Here is a 20,183-nt window from a genome sequence, read left to right as displayed (position 1 = left end):
AAGTGAATTTTAAATCATCAATCAAGCATCAAGAAAGCAATTAAACAAGGCTTACAAATCGCCATCCTGTTCTGCTTTTCGTAGAGCCTTTAAAATATAGCGTTTGATATATGAACCCACACTCTCTTCTTCTTCGCCAGCCATTTGCTCTAATTTTTGGTATTGCTCATCAGAGAAATACAAGCTCACGGCACGAGTTTTCTTACTAGAATCAGCCTTTGGTTTGCGTCCTAATTTAGTCTTGCGTCCTTTTGTATAAGTTTCATCTGTATCTCTCGTCGTTTCCATAAAAATCCTTGACATCATCATTTAAAAATAGTTTTAAATGAAATTTTAATAGCATGTTAGCATAAAAATAGCAGATAATGGATAATGTTACAAATATTAGTTATTCTTACCAATTTTTGTCTCTCATTTACTATCGAATCACTTAAAATAGCCCCCCCCCCCCAGAAAATCGTTAAATTGGTAACACCCTAATATTTCGGTCTAATAATTCTTGCAAGGCATTTTCAATGGCAAATAAAGTTCCTGTAGTAGCACTCATGCACCCATCGCATGCACCCATGTAACGAATATACACATCAATGTAATCATCGCTTTCTTTAATATCTAAAATCTCCATGTCCCCCCCATCCATCATCAGCATAGGGCGGATATTCTCATCAATCACCTTATCTACCGCCTTAATCTTTTGAACCATAGTCATTTCTCTAAAAGCCAATTCTCCATTTTGAGATTTATTAGCTGTAGCCTTAAGTTTTTCAGCCTCCATTTCTTCACGCACTTCCTTAAGAATATCCACCAAGTAGTAGTCTCTAGCTTCATGCCCGCCGGGTTTTACACAGCTCCCACAAAAACCACCAGCTTTAGTGTAGTTAGTGATTTCTTCAACGCTTTTTAAATCATTGAGCTTAATCACTTCCCTTAGAGTGCTTAAACTCACTCTCGCACACTCACACACAATGATTTCTTCTTCAAAATCCTCGGCATTTTTCCCCAAATACAAGCCTGCAGCTTGCTTAATCACATCATATGCCATCACTGAGCAATGCATTTTTTGTCCCGGAACTGCTGGGGTATCTGGGTCGTCTCTTAAGCCTCTTTCCACATCTAAATTCGTAATTTTTACCGCCTCTTGAACTCTTTTCCCCAAGCACAATTCTATCATCATATCAGAACTCGCAATCGCTGTCCCACAACCAAAGCTTTTAAACTTCGCATCAATAATAGTGTCTGTGCTTTCATCTACAAGCCAATACAATCTCACCGCATCTCCACATGCTTCTGCACCATAATCTGCCACGATAAGCTTTGCATTTTTTTCCTTAGCTTGCTCTTCTGTTAAAACCCCTAAATGCGTAGGGTTATCCATACGCCTTTGAACTTCTTTAGAATACGCATCCCAAAGAGCTGAACCCACTAAATCATGTTTTGCCATTATTTATTCCTTTATCAATATTTTTAATAAGAGCTTGAAATATTTCTCAATCTTATAGTCGCTTTAGAAAAAACTTCAATCGTTTTTTCAATCTCAGCTTCGGTGGTAAAACGGCTCAATGACAACCTAATCGCCGTGTGAGCAAGCTCCTTACTAGCCCCAATGGCTACCATTACCGGATTTGCTTCTAAATCCTCACTCGCACACGCACTTCCTGTTGATGCGGCGATATTTGCACGATTTAAATCCCATAGCATAGCCTCACCTTCAATCCCCCTCACGCTAATTAAAGTCGTATTAGGCACACGATTGATTCTATCGCCCACCACCATCACATCAGGAATTTTTAAAAGAGCATCTTCTAATCTATCACGCAATTTCCCTACCACATCTCTTTCATAGTCCAAATACTCAGTGGCCAGTTTCATCGCTTCCCCCATGCCCACAATATAAGGCACATTCAAAGTCCCACTACGCCTACCATTCATATGTTCTCCGCCATGAAACAGGGGGGTCAATTCCACCCCACTTTTAATGTATAGCCCCCCAATACCTTTTGGCCCATGGAATTTGTGAGCACTAAAAGAGAGAAAATCCACATTAGCTTTGGCTACATCTACAGGAATTTTACCAATAGCTTGCACAGCGTCAGTATGAAATAACACTCCTTTTTCTTTGCAGATAGCCCCAATTTCTTCAATAGGAAAAATAAGACCGGTTTCATTATTAGCCCACATCACACTCACTAGAGCGGTCTTAGGTGTAATGGCTTCTTCAACTTGTTTGGCCGTTATACTCCCATGCTCATTGATAGGTAAGTAAGTAACTTCTACTCCCAAACTTTCTAAAAAACTACAAGTCGCTCGCACAGCCGGATGTTCTGCAACAGTGGTAACAATATGATTTTTACCTTTTTTTAAGCATTCATCAAAATACACGCCCTTTAAAACCCAATTATTACTTTCAGTCGCACAAGAAGTGATAATCACATCATCTATATCTCTAGCATTAATGCCCATATAGAGCTTGTCTAATGCATCAGTAATGGCAGGGTGAATTTCTGTACCAAATTTATGCAAAGAGCTAGGATTTCCATAATGCTCTGTCAAAAATGGCTCCATGATTTCTTTAACTTTAGGGTCAATTCTAGTCGTAGCGTTATTATCTAAATAAATTCGTTGTTGTAACAAGGTCAGTGTTCTCCTTAAAATTTTTACATAATTATTCCCATCTAGGTTTTAATAATGATTAAATACAAGATATTTTCTTAATTTTAACTTAAAAATAAGATAGAAATAGCAAAAATAAGTTGAAGCGTGAATATCCCCTATGATTTAAGGGGGCGACCCCGTCTGTCCTTTAGGGCGTCCATCCCGCCTTTTGAATAACGCCTTTCCCATACATAGAGTTTTTGCAATTGCCTAGCGATTTCTTTTTTGGTGGGCTTGATACCTTTGAGATTATAAAGGGCTGTGATAATAATAGATTTTTGAATATTAAACTTTTGAATAAATTCTATACAATCCTTTTTAAAATGGGGTTCTTGTTTATTTTTAGTAATATCTATATGACCTAAATGTTTCAACACGCAAAGCCGCTTCTCTTCATCTTCTTGACTAATCTCTGGGGCTAACTCAAGCTCGTTTGCTTCTAATTCTAAAATATTATTATGTTGCTTAAAACCAGTAAGTAAGGCTTCTTGTGGTGTAATCCACGCACGAGCCTTCAAAGAGCTTTCTAATAACACCATCACTTTTTCCTGCTGTTCCAATAGTGCATCTATTTTGGCACTCAATTCATCTATTCTACTTTCCATTCTGTAATATTAACAATAAAAAATAAATAGCCATTTAAGTATTAAAAATTATTATTTCATATCAGTATTACTAATTACATTAAATTACAATATATTTGCAAACACCACGCCACCATATTATTATGATACAATTAAGCGGCATACAGAACTCTTTTTAAAGGATACTTAATGATAAAAACCTTTAATGTAACTATTCAAACCGACTCTCAAGGCTACTTGGACGCTAAATTTGGTGGGAATGCCCCTAAAGAATTTTTAGATGAAAATGGCTTACCCACTTATTCGCCCAAGATTTCATGGGACAAAGTAGAAAATGCTAAAAGTTACGCTCTAGAGCTTATAGACCATGACGCTCAACAAGTGTGTGGCATGTCGTTTATTCATTGGGTTGTGGGTAATATTTCTAGCAATGTCTTAGAAGAAAACGCTTCAATAACGGATAAAGAAATCGTTCAAGGGGTCAATTCGCTCACTCAAGGCTTTGTGCGTTCAACTCTTAATGAAAGCGAAAAACAATATTCCAATGTAAATAATAGTATCTATATCGGTCCTATGCCCCCTAACGGCGAACATCATTACCTTATCCAAGTGTATGCCCTAGACATTCCTAAGCTTGAATTAAAACCCCCTTTTTTCTTAGGCGATTTGCATGACAAAATGCGTGGCCACATTATGGCTATAGGAAGAACAGAGTTTTTATATAAACAATTTATTAGGGCATAGGCTATGCCTTATAAAACAATCAAATCAAGGCTATCTTTGTGAGCTTCTTGTTGTTTTTGTGATAGTAAAGCTGGTGCATTTTTGTTATTTACCTAACGATGAGTAATCGGAATGTTTTTTATTCCCCCCCCCATCCATAGAAATAGCTTGTTAGCTAAAAAGCTACTAAGCTTAATGCTTACTTGCCTTTAGGGGCATTGCCACGACCTTTTCCACTAGGATTTCCTGTAGTAGAAGGATAATTAGGGTTTGGTTTTTGATTTCCCATACTATCTCCTTTTATTAAGATTTCTAACTTCTAGCCTTATAAACTAAAAGCTAGAATCCCATGAAATCAAAAAAAAAAAACAAACAGCAAATAATCAAAACATTTAACCCCCAACCCCCCAAAGCATAAGAAAATAAAGGAATTATAAAAACTAAATTCCTTAAACCCCCTGAGCCATCATTGCAAACGCTACTTTTCTAAAACCAGCGATATTAGCCCCTAGAACAAAATTCGTAGGGTCTTTGAACTCCTTAGCAGTTTCTGAAACATTTTGATAAATTTCTTTCATAATATGGTGCAATTTTGCATCCACCACTTCAAAACTCCAAGGGTGCATGCTCGCATTTTGCGACATTTCTAAGCCACTCACACTCACTCCCCCAGCATTTGCTGCCTTACCTAGACCATAAGAAATCTTAGCTTGCAAAAACAATTCAATCGCTTCATTAGTTGAAGGCATATTCGCCCCTTCGGCCACGCATTTACACCCATTAGAAAGAAGTGTTTTGGCATCTATTACGCTCAATTCATTCTCTGTCGCGCTAGGAAAAGCCGCAAAACAAGGCACATGCCATACTGCATTACCCCCTTTAGGATAATTTTCTACAGGCATGTATTTAGCACTTGTTTTTTCTAAAGCGTATTCCTTAATCCTTCCACGGCGCACTTCTTTAATCTCTTTTAAAAGCCCCAAATCAATGCCATCTTTATCATAAATCATGCCATTAGAATCACTTGCTGTAACAGGCTTTGCCCCCAATTGCAAAAGCTTTTCAATGGTATAAATAGCCACATTACCACTCCCAGAAACACTGCAAACCTTACCTTCTAAAGAGCTGTTTCTCTCTTGCAACATTTCTTCAGCAAAATACACACACCCATAGCCTGTAGCTTCTTTTCTACCTAAACTCCCCCCATAAGTTAGCCCCTTACCAGTCAATACGCCTTCAAAACGATTGACCAATTTCTTGTATTGCCCAAATAAATAGCCAATCTCTCTTTCACCTACCCCAATATCTCCAGCTGGAACATCAGTAGTCGCCCCAATATGGCGGTATAATTCATTCATAAACGCCTGACAAAAACGCATGATTTCATGCTCGCTCTTGTTTTTGGGGTCAAAATCACTCCCCCCCTTAGCCCCCCCCATAGCCAAAGTGGTGAGCGAATTTTTCAACACTTGCTCAAAGCCTAAAAATTTAATCACGCTTTCATTCACACTTGGATGAAATCTTAAGCCCCCCTTATAAGGGCCAATAGCGGAGTTGAACTCAATCCTACACCCACGATTAACTTGAACTTGATTATTATCATCTAGCCATGACACTCTAAAAAAGATTTCTCTCTCAGGCTCAACTAAACGCTCTAAAATCGCATGTTTTTCAAAACTTTTATCGCTATCTAAAAGGGGTTTTAAAGAAGTGATGGTCTCATAAACAGCTTGATGAAACTCTTTTTGATAAGGGTATTTTTTCTGTAAAGATTGAAGAATTTTTTCAGTATACATAAGCGGCATTCCTTGGTTGTTTTTAGGATTTTTATTGTAACACCAAAATGATAATTAAGTCTTAATTTGATTTTAAAAAGCTTTTTAAAACTCCTACAAACCCCCTATCCAAGCCACTCAAATCCTTGTAGAACTCTGCATGATAGCCACAAAATTCTAAGCATTCTTTCAAACTCATTTGTTGGTCATACCCCATTTCACAAACTAAAAAAGGAATATTCAATTGAGCGGCTAAAAAAACGATTTCTTTTAAAATTTCATCGCCTTTAACCCCACCAAAAAGGGCGTTATGAGGTTCTTTCAAAACAGATTTTTCTAAAGGATAATCTCTAGCGATATAGGGCGGGTTAGAAACAAGCATTTGTATCGTGGCTGGCATATGATCCCAAAGATGAGTCTCTTTCAAAAAAATGCGTTTCTTTAGATTAAAGCGTTCAATATTTTTTGACGCCACTTCTAAGGCACTCTTTGAAATATCACTCGCTACAATGGAAAGCTTAGGATTTTCTAAAGCCAAGCTAACAGACACACACCCACTACCTATGCCTATTTCACCTATATCTTTTAAGTGATACTGAGAAATAACAGCAAGGGCTTTTTCTACTAAAAGCTCCGTTTCAGGTCGTGGGATTAAAACATGCTCATTCACATAAAAATCACGCCCATAAAAACTACAGCTTTCTAATAAATACTCTATGGGGTAGTCATTCAAACGCTTCGTTACTAACTCAAAAAAGCGTGTCTCTTCTTCATGGCTCAACTCCAAATGCGTATGCGTGTGCAAAAAGACTCGTTCTTTTTGTAAGACAAAGCTTAATAAAATTTCAGATTCTAAGCCCCCCCTAAAACCTTTTTGAGACAATTCTTTTTTGACACAATTTAGGGCTTGTGAAATTGTCATTTAACTTCGTAATCCAAGGCTTTCAAGCGTTCAATCAATGGTGGATGCGTATAATGGAGAAAAATATAAAAAGGGTGTGAATAAGGAAAGGCTTTATTTTCATTGACAATGCACACCAAAGCTTTTGACAAGGTCTCTTTAGAGCTTAAACTTGCTCCAAACCTATCTGCTGCATATTCATTCTTACGGCTGAAAAATCCAATCAAAGGCATTGCATAAAAGGAAAATACAGGCAAGAGTAAGAGTAAAATAATAATCAAACTCACTGGCGTTTCTGAGACATTAAAACCTTCAAAAACCACCGATGGCAAATGAGAAATAATAGCAAAAATAAGAGCGAGCAACCCACCCATAAGCCCTAAACCCTTCAACAAATCCTTGTGTTTGAAATGCCCTAGTTCATGCCCTAAAATGGCTAAAAGCCCATCCACTTCAACCTTAGACAACAAGGTATCAAACAATACCACCCGCTTATTCTTACCCAAGCCCCCAAAATATGCATTCAAACGCCCATCTCTCTTGCTAGCATCCATAACAAATATGCCTTCGCTTCTAAAACCCACCTTACTCATCATGCACTCAATTTTTGCTTCTAAATCTTTATTGTCTAAGGGGGTGAATTTGTTGAAAAGTTGAGCGATTTTTGGATAAAAGAGATTAGCTAAAACCATAAAGATAAACACAACAAAAAAAGAGCCAATCTCCCAATGCTCTATGTGTTCCATGACCATAATCAGGAGATAAATCAACAACAATCCCACCACTAAAGTAAGTGATAAACCCTTGAAAAAATCCCTAAAAAACAACGATAAAGTAACCTTAGAAAAGCCAAATTCCTTGTCTAAATGCATGGTGGTGTAGTAGCTAATAGGCAAAGATAGAAAGCTTTGAATCCCTAAAAACAACAACGCAAACACCAAGTAACCCATGATTTCAGAGAGATTCAAATAATGCGTAAAATCTTCTAATCGCCCCAAGCCAAAGAAGACCCAGCCAGCAAAAATCACGCCATCTAAAACTTGAGAACCTATAGATAAATGCAATTTCTTAATCGCATAATTCCCGGCTTCTTCATAATCGTTTAAGGGTAGTAAAATGGGTTTATCATGGAGCTTTTGACGGATAAAATTTAATTGAAGAATATCGCCCACAATGTGGGGGGTAGTGAAAAAGAGCCAATAAACGATACAAATCACCATATCTACCCATAAATCAAGCATCTCTTAAATTCCTTTTAATAAAACTCACAGAACTACCTTATAAAACTTACAAAAAATTATAGCAATTTTTCAAACATTTACTATAAAATTAAGCAAGTATGGTAAAAAAGGGGTCGTATCCAAGCATTTTTAATTCAAATTTGTGGTTAAAAAGCTGTGTTATTAAACCCACTACAAATATAAAAGGTCTATTATGCCCTCTTGTCAATCTTCTTTCAAAAAGCGTTTTTTGAGCGTTTATATCCTTTCTACCTTGCTTTTAGTGGTTATTTTACTAGCGTTATTTATCTCTTATGAAAAAACTAATCTCTTAGAAAACACCCAAATACGCATGCAATACACCGCCAATGCTATCACTAAAAGCCTTATAGAATCAGACAATACCCACTCTTTAAACCCTTTAAAAATTTTGGAAGAAAAATTCAAAAACACCCCCTTTGTCTTACTAGACACAGACAATAAAATCAAGTTTTCCAATATCGGAGCGTTTGCTATCTCTCTCAAAGATGAAGCGTCAATGAAAATCCCCTATTTTGTGCTTAAAAAACAGGGCTTTTATCTCATAGACAATGCCCCCAGCAACCATATGGGCGTTTCTAAAATTATTCTTGTAGAAGAGGGATTTGAAAAAACCTTTATCCCCCTTTACAAAATCACAGGCTTCGTGTTTTTAAGTGCGATTTTATTTATTATGTTGGTGGCTAGATGGCTTTATAAAATGAGAATAAAGTAAAAAAGTATTACGCAAAGCCGTTTAAAGAATTGCAAATTTTATGGTCTCAAGTGCCTAGTCAATTAGAAAAGCTTAAAAGACTATTTAAATCCTATAAAAGAATTTATCCAACATAACGCTACAAAAAATGATATGGTTTTGATTAGTGGGGATTTTGGAGCGGCTTTTAATATGGTAAATTTTTGTCAAAATTTAGGCTTACTTTGTGTGTATGCCACCACCAAAAGAGAGTGCGCAGAAAGCGTGAATGAAAAAGGCGAGTTGGTCAAAACTTCTATCTTTAGGCATGTAAGATTTAGGGAGTATGAAAAATGAACTACATCAAAATCACCATAAAAATCAAGGATAAGCCACCCTTTTTTATGGGTAGTCAAATTAGGGGTGCCTTTGGCGTAGCGCTTAAAAAAATCGTGTGTTTAAATCCACCCAATAAACATGGCGAATGTATTGCTAAAGAAAAATGCTTGTATTGTGCGTTTTTTGAGATTAAAAACACTACTCATGCGTATCGCTTGGATTTTAAACTAGGCGCTAGAGAATATGATTTTAACTTGTATTTATTCAATCGTGCCACCAAGGAGCTTGCTTATGTGCTAAGTGCGTTATTAGAAATGCTTAAAAACATCGGCTTAGGTAAAGAGAAAAAGACTTATGAAGATTTTAGTATGCTCATTAATGAAACAAATTGTTTGAATCATGAAGAAATCAGTTTGCCAAAAAATAGCCAACAAATCTTTAGCATTAAAGAGCGTTTTGAAAACATCATCTTGGAATTGGTTATGCCCTTAAGGATTAAAAAGGATAATCGCTTTCTAAGAGATGCCAAGATTTTGGAGCTAAAGGACTTAATCAATTCCATTTATCAACGACAGATGAAACCCCGCAATTTGGGGGGCTAGTGGGGAGTGTGAAAATTAAAGGCTTGAATAAGGAAAGTTTTGAAGTGCTAAAATTAGGCGAGCTTATAGGTGTGGGCAAATCTTGCGTGTTTGGATTAGGAAAAATTGAAGTTAAGGGGTTAGAATGAGTGAGAAAATAAATTTTGAAGAAATTTATCAAAATATAGGTTTTAATAAAAAATTTTACAAAGATGTTAAAGGCAATCATTATAAAGATATTGATAGTCTTTTGACTGATGAAATGTGCTTGATTGCTGGAGATTTTTATGGGATACAAAAATTCATTTTTGATAATCTCACGACCGAATACGCCACTAAGGTGCTAAGAGCTAAGTCGGCGTTCATTCAAATCTTTACAGATTATTTAATAGAATTTATTTGTGATAAATATGGCAGAGATAAAACTTACAAACCATATTCAAAAGCTGGAAAAATAGAAATTCTTTCCAAAAATTTAAATGAAAATATCATAAAAGATATTCAAAAAACAATGGATAACTATTTTATGAAATATTTTTTGGTTTGAGTGGGGTAAAATTATTTTGCCATAAGAAGTCAAAAGATAATGATGTAAGTGTTAATAAAAAAGTTTTCAATACGGCAAATATACAAAACTAAGAGAAGCAATTAGCGAGAAAGAATAACAAGCCAAATTTAATAAATTTGATCTTCTACACAAGACAAAAGAATAAATAACCTTTTCTTATGACAAAGATTTAAACCATCAAACTCTATGTCCCATGTGCAACATGCATCGTATTAAAATAGATGATGAAAGCTGTGAAATTTGTAGTTCTTTTATTAGGCTTGGCAATCACTCTAGCTAACAGAGACAAACTAGAAGTAAAAAGTTTTAAAGAATTTGACACTTTTTCAAACAATCTTAATATTTCCTTTCTTTATATGTAACAAAGCTTATGGAAGAAAAATTTCCTAATACTTACATGGTGTTTGCTGGTGGCGATGATTTGTTTTTAGTAGTGACATGGAACGAAGTGTTGGATTTAGCTAGACAAATTAGAAAATATTTTAGAAGTTTTGTTAACAACAAACTAAGCGTTTCTTTTGGTATTTGCATCGCTAAATCTAATACCCCTATTTCTTATCTAGCACAGGCTAGTGAATAGCTGTTAAAAAAATGCAAAAGACATTAAAAATAAAAACAAATAGCAATAATGGCAAAGACAATGATGAAAAGAACGCTTTAAATCTATTTGGTGAAACAATAATATGGAATGACTATTTAGATGTTTATAAAGCCCTAAAAGAGACTTATAAAGACTTGCAAGAACAAAGAAAATACCACCGCCTTTTTATACCGCTTGTTAGAATTAGTAGAAATGGATAAAAACTTCAATACAAAGAAGTTAAAATAGAAGAACTTATGCAAGCTTCTATGTGGAAATTCCAATTAATCTTACTTTTGTAAGGAATATAGACATAGAAAATCCAAAAAAATAGAGAAAAATCCAAAGGAAGTTAAAGTCTTTTTGCGTGAATACATCTATCAAAGAATACAACCTTAAACTTAAGGATAAAAAATGGAAGAAATTATTTTAGACTACACGCAAAAACCTGAATGATTTGGAGAAATAGCACAAAAATCAGCAAAAGCTACTATAGACAAACTGGAAACCATTAGCACACAAGTGTGAAAATTTTATGACTATATTTTAGAATATAAAAGAAAAAAACATGGGATACAAGGACAATAAGGAATATAAAGAAAATATCCTACCTATTATTCAAATGCTACGCTCTAAAATCGCTTATGTAAGGGCTAGAAAAGTGATTAATGCAACCTTTTATGAAATGATGGAAACTTGTATCAAGCAAGCAAAAGCTAAAGAGAAACTAGAAGTTTTGCCTTATTTTTGAGACCGTGCTTGGATTTTATAAATATGAATAAATGAAAAATAAATGGTTATTGCCTTAAAATTACCCCAAACGCCACAAGCTCTAAAACCGCCATGACTACGGCATCTTGTTTTCATTCTCTCGTCTCATACAGCAACATTTTTTAAAAGAACAAACGAATTTTAACCATTTTTTATCTATTTTGCCAAGTGCTTTTTAATCTTTTTAAGAGTACTTGAGCCACACATACAAGGGGGCTATAGGGCTTCATGCTAAACGCACAAAAAACAATGTTTTGATTTTTTTATCTACACATGCGTGAGAAACCTCTCCATTACATAATAATAAAACCATAAAAAATATTTTTGATTTTAAAGCTAAACCATTTATATTAAATTGCCCAATTTCTAAATATAATGGGCAACTTGTTTCATCGTTTTATAACTAGCTAAGTCTAATATGTTGCCATATTTAGAACTAACCCTATTAGAGGAAATTCCACAAGCGTTACTTGAGAAAACCCTACAAGCACTTTGGATAATTCCTACCCTAGTTTTATCTATCTTTATTTTGTATCTATCATCTTTAGTTTATTTCTTTTTATTGTTTGAACCTTTTGTTTTTTTACTTAATCTCCTTTGTTCTTTTATGAGTTTATTTTCTAGTTTTTGATAAAAGCGAATATGAGGGTATTCTCTTATCACTTGTTACAATAAGACTAGATAAACCCATATCTGAACCTACAGCTTTTTTTATAATTGTAGGCTTAGGAATAGGCTCTTTAGTCTCATAAGAGATAGAACAAAAATATTTAGAAGCTCATACAAGAAACAAGCTTGTTTGATTACGCTATCTTTAGATAAAGCTCTATGTAGTTTAGCCTTAATGCCAACTTTAAATTTAGGAAGTGTGATTTTTTTAGTTTCTGTTTTGATTTCTACATTTTCTTAGGATTGCATTTGTTTTTGTCTTTGAAAGATTGTTTAGCGTAATTCTAAGATTTGAATTTAGGGTATTTAGCTCTTTTGCTAAAAAAATTATTAAGTTGCTGTTACAAGTTGTCTTAACGCCATTTGAGTTACTTTGAGAGTTACACACATTAAGATAGGCGTATTTTTCTTGTTGCTTGATTTGAGTTAAGACCTAATGTAAGAGTAAAGTAAGTTTCTTTAATGGTGCGTATTGCTTTTGTCTGCAATCTAATAAAGCAGAACTACACTACCCAAGAAACAGACAAAATGCTTAGAGATTAGCTCTTTTTGTTTAACATTAGGATAAATTCAATTACTTAATAGCATTTCGCAAAAATACTCCTTATTTTTTATCTTGTATAGTTATACAATGTTTTTATAAAAATAAAACAAGGATAAAAAAAGAAAGAAAATCACTATAAACTAAGGGGATATGTTCCTATTATAATAGAAGTAAGCATAACCTAAAAGCTCATTTGATTTTAGTGTGTAAGTATAGAAAAAAGTTATTACAAGGGGATTTGAATAATTTTATTAAGGCTATTGTTGATGAAATAGCTACTCAAAGCAACTTCATAATTATTGCTATGGAAAGTGATATGAGAGCATTTACGCCTAATGATACAATATATTCCTAAAATATCTAGTTGTTCTATTATTGCTAGAATAAAACAAATCACTACTTATAGGATTTGGCGAGATAAGAGATTTGTCCCCTTGTTACAAAAACACTTTTCTCAAAAGTTAAAACATTTTCTCACTGATGGATTTTTGCTTGTTCTACCCTTGAGACTAACTCTGAAACTATCAAAGCGTATATAGAAAATCAAGGCTAACTTTACTATTTTTTATAGTGCCTTGTGGCACTAAGACAAACATCTCAAACATTAAAGATATTTGGGATTTTGTCTAAATGTTAAAGCCTTGGTTTGAGATTTTTTAAAAAACAACTTAGATAGAAATCCCAAATATTTTTAATGTTTAGGTTTAAAAACCACTTTCAAAAAGCCTTCTCCCTTGTGTTGGTGTGATAAAATTTCTAACGCCCTAATAAAACCATTTAAAATCCAAAAAACAAATCTAATCTCACCACTCAAACAGCGTTTTAACCTTTTTTAATTCTTTGTAATTTACGCTTTTTATGGTATTGTCATCTAGTTCAAAATCTACGCTTGTTTCATTCGCATTCTTAATAATAGCTTGAAAACTCTCTTTGTTAATCAGCCGAACCTCTACTTTTTCGCCTAAAGAGAGTTTGAAGTGTTTGGGGGTTTTAAGCACTCTTTCTAAACCCATAGAGCTCACTTCTAAAATATAAGCGTCTTTAAGAAAATCACACACATCTAATAAGGGTGAAATAATTTCACTCACTTCTTGGCATATATCTAAGCTAATTGCCCCATTAGGATTTTTGAGACTTACTCTCAAAATATTTTGCTCATTTTCTTTAACTAGACTCACATCATAGAGCAAGTAGCCCAAGCTTTCAATGACACCTTCAATTTTTTCTTCTACCATTTTAGTCATCATTTTTCCCTTCAGCGATTTGATTAAATAGTGCGTCTAAGCGGAGTTGCTCTTCTAGGCTATTATCTAGGGCAAAACTAAGCTTTGGGCATTTAAACCATCCGCTTGCTTGCAAAACATACTGCCTAATCAAGCTTTCAGCCTTTTTTAATTTTGAAAGGATTTTACAATCTTGTGAAAGCACAAACACATGAGCATGGTGCTTACCCCTAGAGCATTCTACTTTAGTAACACTCAAAGAGTTTAGCTCGCTATCATTCAAGCTTGATAAAGCTTCTTGCAATAGTTCTAAGAGATTAGATTCTAAGCGTTCTTTATGGACATTCATTAAAGGGTTCTTTTCTTATGAATTTCTTTGTAGGTTTCAAACACATCGCCCACTTTAATCTCATTATAATTTTCTAGCATAATCCCACACTCATAACCCTTAGAAACTTCTTTAGCATCATCTTTAAAGCGTTTTAAAGAGAGAATTTCGCCGGTATGAATGATAACACCATCTCTAATCAAACGCACCTTAATGCCACGAGTAACCACGCCATCACTCACCACACACCCTGCTATGGTGCCAACTTTAGGAATATTAAAGGTTTCTCTCACTTCAGCTTGTCCGGTATGCTCTTCTTCAATAATAGGACTCATCAAGCCTAGTAATAACGAACGCATTTCTTCAATCAATGCATAAATCACCGTGTAAGTCTTAATACTCACATTCCATTCTTTAGCTTTGTTTTTCACATTACCAGTTGGGCGGATATTAAAGCCTAGAATCACCGCATGCTCACTGCTTGCTACAAGACTCAAGTCATTTTCTGTAATGCCCCCAACTCCAGAGTGAATCACTTGAATGGCTACTTCTTCGTTATTGAGTTCTAACAAGCTGTTTTTAATCGCTTCTAGGCTTCCTTGTGTATCAGCCTTAATGATTACAGGAATATTTTTTAATTCCTTATTAGCCACCATTTCTGAAAGCTCATCAAAAGACACTTTAGTGCTTTTACTCAAAGCTTTTTGGCGTAAATAAGTCGCTCTCTTTTGAGCTTGTAAGCGTGCGATAGAATCGTTTTCTACCCCTATTAGGACTGAACCAGCTGGAGGGACTTCACTCAAGCCTGTAATGAGAGCGACCATAGAAGGTTTTAAACTTTGAATACTCTTGCCTTGGTCATCAGTCATCGTTCTTACTTTACCAAATGCAGTTTCTGCATAAAAACTATCCCCTACATTTAAAGTCCCATTTTGGACAATCACCGTAGCTACAGCTCCTCGACCCTTTTCTACACTTCCTTCTAAAACAATCGCTCTAGCACTTGCTTCTTCTATGGCTTGTAATTCCATAATATCTGCTTGAATGAGAATGGTTTCTAATAAATTATCAATGCCATCGCCAGTTTTTGCTGAAACAGGAATAAATTCATACTCTCCGCCCCAATCCACAGGGTTATAACCAAGCTCGGCACACTCCGCTTTGAGTTTATCAGGGTTGATATTTTCCTTATCCATTTTATTCATCGCAAAAATCACAGGCACATTTGCAGCCTTTGCGTGTTCTAGGGCTTCAATAGTTTGTTGTTTCACGCCATCATCAGCCGCAATCACAATCACTGCAATATCAGTAACTTGAGCCCCACGATTTCGCATTTGACTAAAGGCCTCATGGCCGGGTGTATCAATGAAAGACACCCACTTGTTATTCTTCTCTACCATGTAAGCTCCGATATGCTGAGTAATCCCCCCAGCCTCTGTATGTGCCACTCTCTTATCACGGATTTTATCTAGCAATGAAGTTTTACCATGGTCTACATGCCCCATAATAGTAACTACAGGCGGACGCTCTTTCTTGATTCCTTCTAACACTTCTTCTACTTCAAATTCTTCTAAAGTGTTTTGAATGGAAATTTCTAAATGAAATTCTTCAGCTAAAATTTCTATACTATCCTTATCCAAAAAGTCGTTTTTAGTAACCATAAGCCCTAAATTAAAGAGCGTTTTAATCACATCAGCTAAATTCAAATTCGCCTTTTCTGCAAATTCATAAACACGCACTTCTTCAGGAATACTAATGGTGCTTTGGACTACTTTTTGGCTGTTATCGTTACGAAACACACGCTTTTTCTTAGAATGGCGCTTGATTCCGCCCTCACTCATCCAAGGGTTTTTTCTCTGCACTCGCACCCTGTCGTTGATATTTTGGCGTGCCTCCTTTTCTTCCTCTTCTTTGTTTAAGTTGTCTTGTTCATGCAAATCAAACAATAAAATTTCATCGGCATCGTCATCATAAATATCATTGCCCTTAAAATCTCTCGCATCGCTAAAATCAATTTTATGAGATTTATTGTTTTTGGCTATAGAAGTGGTTTTAGATTTGCTAGGTTTTTTAGCTTTTTTAGTCTCTTGTTTGTCTTTTTCTTGCCATTCTTTTTTGAAATCTTCAAAAATAGCCGCCGCACTTTGAGTGGGCTTTTTGCTCTCAATCACGCTATTTTCTGACTCATCATTACGCCTAACAATCCTAATACCCATGCGTCTTTTGATATTTTCATGGCGTTTGGTTTCTAAATGCTCTTGCTCGCTTTTGGCTATCGTGCTAGTTTCTCTCTTGGCACTAGGGCTTTGGGCGAGTTTGTTTAGGGCTTCTCTAGTTTTTTGGATTTCTTGGAGCTTTTGCTTAGCCTTTTCTCGCTCTATATTTGTAATGCTCTTGGAAGCACTCTCTTTTATAGAAGCGTTTTCTGTAAGGTTTGTTCCATTCTCAAAAGTGCTTACAATTTCTATTTCTCTCTTTTTTACAATGGGTGTGGCAAGCTCTTTAGCCCTTTTTTCTTCTTTGACTTCCTTAGTAGCTCTAGTGTTTTCTTTAGTGGCTTCTTTGCTTGATTTTTCTTCTTTTTTAGGCTTAGATATTTTTGAAGTCTCCAAAGATTTTTGACTTTTTGCTGCAAGCTCATCTAAATCTTCTTTTTCAAGAGTCTTGGCAACCTTATTAGATTGCACCTGTTCTTTAATGCCATCAACAATGTATTTGTATAGCTTGTCCGCTTGCTCTGGGGTAATTTTGGAATTTGTCTTTAGCTCTAAACCAATATCTTTGGCTTGCTCTATGATATTTTTAAGCTCTTTTTGTGTCTTACCAAGCTCTGTTACAAATTCTTTTAAATCAACCATACCACTCATGCTATGCTTCTCTCCTTAATCCAAGTAATAATATTTCTAGTGTCTTTTGGGGCGTTTTTTATCTTTGAAATCGCCTTAAGCAATTTTTTTTCTCCGCCTTTCAAACAAACTTCACACACATAAAAGCTACGACCCCTACCATCAAACCCCACGATTTGGCCTTCAAAACTCTTCAAACGCAACAAATCCTTTTGAGATTGACGAATCCTACACACCACACACATGCGAATTTTAATCTCAGTCTTTCTCAATGATGACCCCATCGTTATCAAAATCTAAAATCGCTACCCTAAATTTAGGAAATTTCTTACTTAAAACTTGCTTTAACCTAAGGGCATCTTCTTCATAGCACATGTTAAAAAACGATGAACCACTCCCTGAGAGCGTGCTCATTAAAGCATTATTTTCCAAAGCAAGTTTTTGAATCATAAATAATACCGGATAAGCTTGCATACGCCTGTTTTGATGCATCCTATCTTTAGAACACACACGCAACAACTCCCATTTACCCTGCATAATCGCCATAGTCATCAAGCTTGCATGCGAAAGGTTGAAAACGCTTTCTTGGGTGCTATAGCGCTTGGGTAAAACCTGGCGTGATTGCTTAGTAGAAGTGGCTCTATTAGGAATAACCATAACCGCCTTCAAAAACGAAGGCAACTTAGCTTTCAAGCTCACGACTTTGTTTTTCTCTACAAGGGCGACATTATAGCCCCCAAAAACCGCCGGAGTGATATTATCAGGGTGGGATTCATAAAACAAGGCGGTGTTTAAAATATTTTCCTTATTAAAAGCAAATCCTAACAAAGCAAATGCCGAAGTAACTGCACCCACAATCATTGCCGAGCTAGAACCCATACCCCTTGTGATAGGAACTTTATTGTGTAATAAAAACTTAAAAGAGCGTTCATCTCCATGCATTCTTAAAATCTTGTAGAACACTTTAGTAAAAATATTATCCGTTAAAAACTTAGGAATCCCTTCGCCTTCTCCAACTAGCTTCATGGCCTGAAAACTACTAGGCTCAATAAAAAAGCGGTTGCGTAAATTCAAGCTCAAGCCCAAACAATCAAAACCGGGGCCTAAATTCGCACTCGTTGCTGGAACACTCACTATCAAATTCTAAAACCCCTATATGTTAATGCCATTCTCAACTTTTTTAGCTCCGTATTATACACTAAATAGGGGGTAAAATGTAAAATGGCGTGTTGAATTGAGTGAATTTGTCCTTCTCTAAGTAAGGGGGCAAACTAAAATCTTTTGGCAAAACCTTTAAATTAGCTACACTTACTAAATCCTGTGTTTCTTCTGAAACAAAATATTGATTCGCATACGCTAGAATAGGCGTGTTATCATTAAAATAAAAACCCGTGGTTGAATACAATTCAAAACCCTTAGTCAAAGCTAGAGTGTGTAAAAAAATATGTGTGAGTTTTAAACTAGTGAAGCTCCCAGGTCCTTTAGCATAATACACCCCTTCAATAGTGGGTAAATCAGAATATTTATTAGGATTTTTAAAATCTTCAAATGCTTGAGAAAAAACTTCTATCAAGCCTTCGCTCGTTTTTAAACTTGAAGCATAAGAAGTGAGCAAACACTCTTGGTGATACACCCCAAGCAACACCGCCTGACCTAAGGACACAAGCACTAAATCTAATCTCAAAAATCAAACCTTAATTAAGATTAAGCAAAAGCCTTTTGCAACGCAACTTCTTTGGCTAGATTTTTTGCCACTAGCACTTCATAATTTTTAGAATCCGCTAAAATAGCTTTCACTAGCATAGAATTGAGTTTATGGCTTCCAGAAAATGAAGTGTATTTCCCTATCATAGGCATTCCTAATACCATCAAATCCCCCATAGCATCTAAAATTTTATGCCGCACAAATTCCTTTTCACATCTCAAACCTTCTTTATTCAAAATGCTATTCTCATCTAGCACAATACAGTTATTCAAGCTCCCACCCTTAGCCAAACCTATGGAGCGTAAATAATTCACTTCTTGTAAAAATCCAAAGGTGCGAGCCTTGGCAATTTCATCTTTATAAGCAAGCTTGCTAAAATTAAAGCTATACGATTGCTCAGCGATAATGGGGTGCTCAAACTTAATGCTAAAATCCAAAGAAAATTGATTGTCTGGCTCTACTCTAACAAATTTATCCCCCTCTTTAACCTCAACCACTCGCTTGATTCTCATCACTTGTTTGGGTGCATCTAATTCCCTAATACCTGCTTCATCTAAGAGCATGCAATAAGTCAAGGCACTCCCATCCATGATAGGAATCTCTTCATTATCTACAGAAATTTTGATATTATCAATTCCATAAGCATTGATACTAGAGAGCAAATGTTCAATGGTAGAAATCCTTGCATTATCATTACCAAGCACGGTCGCCATTTTAGTATCAACGATATTCTCAGGTTTTAAAGAAATCTTTACACCCAAATCAGAACGATAAAACACAATGCCTTGATTTTCTTTTAAAGGCTCTAAAACAAGCTTCACAGGGACTCCCTTGTGCAAGCCTATTCCTACTAATTCAACAGAATTTGCAATAGTTGTTTGTCTCATGATATTTCCTTTATGTCTAGTATATCGGATTTTTTTGTAATTATTTTGAGATTTTTATTCTCTCTAAGGCATTCCATTTCTTTTAAGGATAAAATTTTATTTTGAAAAACAATTTGAGCACTCTTTACTTCTCTTAATGTTAAACACTCTCCAAAACACACAATTGCCCCCTCACAAAACCCATAAACAGACACACAGCCCTCTGAAACAATCTTAGCTCCGTTATGAATATTTCCTAAAAAAATAAGATTTTGAGAGCTATAAATTTCTTCGCCACTTCTAATATTGCGTTCATAAATAAAAGTTTTAGATTCTGTAGATAACTCTACTTCTTTTGTGTCTTTTTCAAGGGGTGTTGTTTTGACATAACGCCCCTTTAAGGTGCGATTAGTTTCTAAAAACAAGAGCTGGTATTTGTCTAAAACCATCTTCACTTCCAGCTCAATTGAGTATTTAAATACGATAAGAAAGTATTGCAATAGGGCATGATTTTTTTCCAAAAAATCTATGACAACTTTAGGCTCTTGCTTATCAATTTCAAATGCATGCACATTTTTTTGATTCGTTTTTAACAT

Annotated in this window: 23 protein-coding genes and 4 pseudogenes; 10 read left to right on the top strand and 17 right to left on the bottom strand. The window is 35.3% G+C overall.

Annotated elements, in window-relative coordinates; translation table 11 throughout:
* Positions 1-51: 51 nt before the first annotated feature.
* The 4 genes from HCD_RS08260 to HCD_RS08245 all read right to left on the bottom strand — a co-directional run bounded on the left by HCD_RS08260 (position 52) and on the right by HCD_RS08245 (position 3,257).
* A complete protein-coding gene (locus HCD_RS08260) occupies positions 52-288 on the bottom strand; it encodes a ribbon-helix-helix domain-containing protein (protein ID WP_014660103.1) in 237 nt (78 codons plus the stop codon).
* A gap of 172 nt (positions 289-460) precedes the next feature.
* Entirely contained in the window at positions 461-1,441 is a 981-nt protein-coding gene (locus HCD_RS08255) for an iron-sulfur cluster assembly scaffold protein NifU (RefSeq protein WP_014660102.1), read from the bottom strand.
* Between the two features lie 23 nt (positions 1,442-1,464).
* Positions 1,465-2,637, bottom strand: a complete 1,173-nt coding sequence (locus HCD_RS08250; protein ID WP_173361711.1) for a NifS family cysteine desulfurase — start codon at positions 2,635-2,637, stop codon at positions 1,465-1,467.
* A 131-nt stretch (positions 2,638-2,768) separates the two neighbouring features.
* Positions 2,769-3,257, bottom strand: coding sequence for a helix-turn-helix domain-containing protein (locus HCD_RS08245; protein ID WP_014660100.1), 489 nt, complete (start codon positions 3,255-3,257; stop codon positions 2,769-2,771).
* Positions 3,258-3,428: 171 nt separating this feature from the next.
* Between HCD_RS08245 and HCD_RS08240 the strand changes: the two genes are divergently transcribed.
* Complete coding sequence (locus HCD_RS08240; RefSeq protein ID WP_041594963.1) at positions 3,429-3,980, top strand: YbhB/YbcL family Raf kinase inhibitor-like protein; 552 nt, start codon at positions 3,429-3,431, stop codon at positions 3,978-3,980.
* 428 nt (positions 3,981-4,408) lie between these two features.
* Here HCD_RS08240 and gdhA read toward each other — a convergent pair whose 3' ends face one another.
* The 3 genes from gdhA to HCD_RS08225 all read right to left on the bottom strand — a co-directional run bounded on the left by gdhA (position 4,409) and on the right by HCD_RS08225 (position 7,876).
* Positions 4,409-5,755 carry an NADP-specific glutamate dehydrogenase gene (gene gdhA / locus HCD_RS08235; RefSeq protein WP_014660098.1) on the bottom strand — a complete coding sequence of 449 codons (1,347 nt, stop codon included), beginning with the start codon at positions 5,753-5,755 and terminating at the stop codon, positions 4,409-4,411.
* Positions 5,756-5,816: 61 nt separating this feature from the next.
* The gene (prmC, locus tag HCD_RS08230) at positions 5,817-6,656 is read right to left on the bottom strand and encodes a peptide chain release factor N(5)-glutamine methyltransferase (protein ID WP_014660097.1); all 840 of its coding nucleotides are present in this window, start codon (positions 6,654-6,656) and stop codon (positions 5,817-5,819) included.
* Complete coding sequence (locus tag HCD_RS08225) at positions 6,653-7,876, bottom strand: M48 family metallopeptidase (RefSeq protein WP_014660096.1); 1,224 nt, start codon at positions 7,874-7,876, stop codon at positions 6,653-6,655. Before HCD_RS08225 ends, prmC begins: the two co-directional genes overlap by 4 nt.
* 193 nt (positions 7,877-8,069) lie before the next feature.
* Between HCD_RS08225 and HCD_RS08220 the strand changes: the two genes are divergently transcribed.
* The 5 genes and pseudogenes from HCD_RS08220 to HCD_RS08205 all read left to right on the top strand — a co-directional run bounded on the left by HCD_RS08220 (position 8,070) and on the right by HCD_RS08205 (position 10,034).
* A complete protein-coding gene (locus HCD_RS08220; RefSeq protein ID WP_014660095.1) occupies positions 8,070-8,609 on the top strand; it encodes a hypothetical protein in 540 nt (179 codons plus the stop codon).
* A gap of 81 nt (positions 8,610-8,690) precedes the next feature.
* Positions 8,691-8,924: pseudogene (gene csx20 / locus HCD_RS08215) on the top strand (CRISPR-associated protein Csx20); the annotation flags it as partial.
* Positions 8,921-9,508, top strand: coding sequence for a hypothetical protein (locus HCD_RS08210; RefSeq protein ID WP_014660093.1), 588 nt, complete (start codon positions 8,921-8,923; stop codon positions 9,506-9,508). The pseudogene csx20 and the gene HCD_RS08210, both read left to right, overlap by 4 nt.
* Positions 9,508-9,636, top strand: coding sequence for a CRISPR system precrRNA processing endoribonuclease RAMP protein Cas6 (gene cas6 / locus HCD_RS09640; protein WP_014660092.1), 129 nt, complete (start codon positions 9,508-9,510; stop codon positions 9,634-9,636). The genes HCD_RS08210 and cas6 overlap by 1 nt, the downstream gene beginning before the upstream one ends.
* Positions 9,633-10,034, top strand: coding sequence for a hypothetical protein (locus tag HCD_RS08205; protein ID WP_014660091.1), 402 nt, complete (start codon positions 9,633-9,635; stop codon positions 10,032-10,034). The genes cas6 and HCD_RS08205 overlap by 4 nt, the downstream gene beginning before the upstream one ends.
* 205 nt (positions 10,035-10,239) lie before the next feature.
* On the opposite strand, the gene HCD_RS09395 is transcribed toward HCD_RS08205, so the two are convergent.
* Positions 10,240-10,389 (bottom strand): hypothetical protein, encoded by a 150-nt coding sequence (locus tag HCD_RS09395; RefSeq protein WP_158308566.1) that lies wholly within the window; start codon positions 10,387-10,389, stop codon positions 10,240-10,242.
* 21 nt (positions 10,390-10,410) lie between these two features.
* On the opposite strand from HCD_RS09395, the pseudogene HCD_RS08200 reads away from it, so the two are divergent.
* The 3 genes and pseudogenes from HCD_RS08200 to csm2 all read left to right on the top strand — a co-directional run.
* A pseudogene (locus tag HCD_RS08200) lies at positions 10,411-10,635 on the top strand (Cas10/Cmr2 second palm domain-containing protein); the annotation flags it as partial.
* Between the two features lie 11 nt (positions 10,636-10,646).
* A complete protein-coding gene (locus HCD_RS08195; RefSeq protein ID WP_014660089.1) occupies positions 10,647-10,856 on the top strand; it encodes a hypothetical protein in 210 nt (69 codons plus the stop codon).
* Positions 10,857-11,203: 347 nt separating this feature from the next.
* On the top strand, positions 11,204-11,386 hold the full coding sequence (csm2, locus tag HCD_RS08190) for a type III-A CRISPR-associated protein Csm2 (protein ID WP_014660088.1): 183 nt from the start codon (positions 11,204-11,206) through the stop codon (positions 11,384-11,386).
* 572 nt (positions 11,387-11,958) lie between these two features.
* Here csm2 and HCD_RS09635 read toward each other — a convergent pair.
* Positions 11,959-12,645 (bottom strand): annotated as a pseudogene (locus tag HCD_RS09635) (RNA-guided endonuclease InsQ/TnpB family protein); the annotation flags it as partial.
* A gap of 132 nt (positions 12,646-12,777) precedes the next feature.
* On the opposite strand from HCD_RS09635, the pseudogene tnpA reads away from it, so the two are divergent.
* Positions 12,778-13,172 (top strand): annotated as a pseudogene (tnpA, locus tag HCD_RS08180) (IS200/IS605 family transposase).
* A gap of 250 nt (positions 13,173-13,422) precedes the next feature.
* On the opposite strand, the gene HCD_RS08175 reads toward tnpA, so the two are convergent.
* The 8 genes from HCD_RS08175 to minC are packed head-to-tail and all read right to left on the bottom strand — an operon-like array spanning position 13,423 to position 20,183.
* Complete coding sequence (locus tag HCD_RS08175) at positions 13,423-13,863, bottom strand: ribosome maturation factor RimP (RefSeq protein WP_014660085.1); 441 nt, start codon at positions 13,861-13,863, stop codon at positions 13,423-13,425.
* Positions 13,856-14,191, bottom strand: a complete 336-nt coding sequence (gene rbfA, locus HCD_RS08170; protein ID WP_014660084.1) for a 30S ribosome-binding factor RbfA — start codon at positions 14,189-14,191, stop codon at positions 13,856-13,858. Before rbfA ends, HCD_RS08175 begins: the two co-directional genes overlap by 8 nt.
* Complete coding sequence (infB, locus tag HCD_RS08165) at positions 14,191-17,037, bottom strand: translation initiation factor IF-2 (protein ID WP_014660083.1); 2,847 nt, start codon at positions 17,035-17,037, stop codon at positions 14,191-14,193. The genes rbfA and infB overlap by 1 nt, the downstream gene beginning before the upstream one ends.
* Positions 17,034-17,288: a DUF448 domain-containing protein gene (locus tag HCD_RS08160; RefSeq protein WP_173361704.1), complete on the bottom strand. Its 255-nt coding sequence runs from the start codon at positions 17,286-17,288 to the stop codon at positions 17,034-17,036. Before HCD_RS08160 ends, infB begins: the two co-directional genes overlap by 4 nt.
* The gene (thrB, locus tag HCD_RS08155; protein WP_014660081.1) at positions 17,275-18,156 is read right to left on the bottom strand and encodes a homoserine kinase; all 882 of its coding nucleotides are present in this window, start codon (positions 18,154-18,156) and stop codon (positions 17,275-17,277) included. The genes HCD_RS08160 and thrB overlap by 14 nt, the downstream gene beginning before the upstream one ends.
* A gap of 58 nt (positions 18,157-18,214) precedes the next feature.
* Positions 18,215-18,700: a hypothetical protein gene (locus HCD_RS08150; protein ID WP_014660080.1), complete on the bottom strand. Its 486-nt coding sequence runs from the start codon at positions 18,698-18,700 to the stop codon at positions 18,215-18,217.
* 20 nt (positions 18,701-18,720) lie between these two features.
* Positions 18,721-19,608: a UDP-3-O-acyl-N-acetylglucosamine deacetylase gene (lpxC, locus tag HCD_RS08145; RefSeq protein ID WP_014660079.1), complete on the bottom strand. Its 888-nt coding sequence runs from the start codon at positions 19,606-19,608 to the stop codon at positions 18,721-18,723.
* Complete coding sequence (gene minC, locus HCD_RS08140) at positions 19,605-20,183, bottom strand: septum site-determining protein MinC (protein WP_014660078.1); 579 nt, start codon at positions 20,181-20,183, stop codon at positions 19,605-19,607. Before minC ends, lpxC begins: the two co-directional genes overlap by 4 nt.

The organism is Helicobacter cetorum MIT 99-5656 (assembly GCF_000259275.1).
In the GTDB taxonomy this organism is placed as follows: domain Bacteria; phylum Campylobacterota; class Campylobacteria; order Campylobacterales; family Helicobacteraceae; genus Helicobacter; species Helicobacter cetorum.
The sequence above is the reverse complement of the archived record's forward strand: the minus strand, read 5'-3'. Positions and strand labels throughout refer to the sequence as shown.

Excerpts from the sequence above, each read along its gene's own strand:
- rbfA (WP_014660084.1), bottom strand. The coding sequence starts at position 14,191 with ATGAATGTCCATAAAGAACGCTTAGAATCTAATCTCTTAGAACTATTG.
- HCD_RS08220 (WP_014660095.1), top strand. The coding sequence starts at position 8,070 with ATGCCCTCTTGTCAATCTTCTTTCAAAAAGCGTTTTTTGAGCGTTTAT.
- minC (WP_014660078.1), bottom strand. The coding sequence starts at position 20,183 with ATGTTAAAAACGAATCAAAAAAATGTGCATGCATTTGAAATTGATAAG.
- HCD_RS08205 (WP_014660091.1), top strand. The coding sequence starts at position 9,633 with ATGAGTGAGAAAATAAATTTTGAAGAAATTTATCAAAATATAGGTTTT.
- HCD_RS08255 (WP_014660102.1), bottom strand. The coding sequence starts at position 1,441 with ATGGCAAAACATGATTTAGTGGGTTCAGCTCTTTGGGATGCGTATTCT.
- lpxC (WP_014660079.1), bottom strand. The coding sequence starts at position 19,608 with ATGAGACAAACAACTATTGCAAATTCTGTTGAATTAGTAGGAATAGGC.
- HCD_RS08210 (WP_014660093.1), top strand. The coding sequence starts at position 8,921 with ATGAACTACATCAAAATCACCATAAAAATCAAGGATAAGCCACCCTTT.
- csm2 (WP_014660088.1), top strand. The coding sequence starts at position 11,204 with ATGGGATACAAGGACAATAAGGAATATAAAGAAAATATCCTACCTATT.
- prmC (WP_014660097.1), bottom strand. The coding sequence starts at position 6,656 with ATGACAATTTCACAAGCCCTAAATTGTGTCAAAAAAGAATTGTCTCAA.
- gdhA (WP_014660098.1), bottom strand. The coding sequence starts at position 5,755 with ATGTATACTGAAAAAATTCTTCAATCTTTACAGAAAAAATACCCTTAT.
- HCD_RS08195 (WP_014660089.1), top strand. The coding sequence starts at position 10,647 with ATGCAAAAGACATTAAAAATAAAAACAAATAGCAATAATGGCAAAGAC.
- HCD_RS08245 (WP_014660100.1), bottom strand. The coding sequence starts at position 3,257 with ATGGAAAGTAGAATAGATGAATTGAGTGCCAAAATAGATGCACTATTG.
- HCD_RS08225 (WP_014660096.1), bottom strand. The coding sequence starts at position 7,876 with ATGCTTGATTTATGGGTAGATATGGTGATTTGTATCGTTTATTGGCTC.
- infB (WP_014660083.1), bottom strand. The coding sequence starts at position 17,037 with ATGAGTGGTATGGTTGATTTAAAAGAATTTGTAACAGAGCTTGGTAAG.
- HCD_RS08175 (WP_014660085.1), bottom strand. The coding sequence starts at position 13,863 with ATGACTAAAATGGTAGAAGAAAAAATTGAAGGTGTCATTGAAAGCTTG.
- HCD_RS08260 (WP_014660103.1), bottom strand. The coding sequence starts at position 288 with ATGGAAACGACGAGAGATACAGATGAAACTTATACAAAAGGACGCAAG.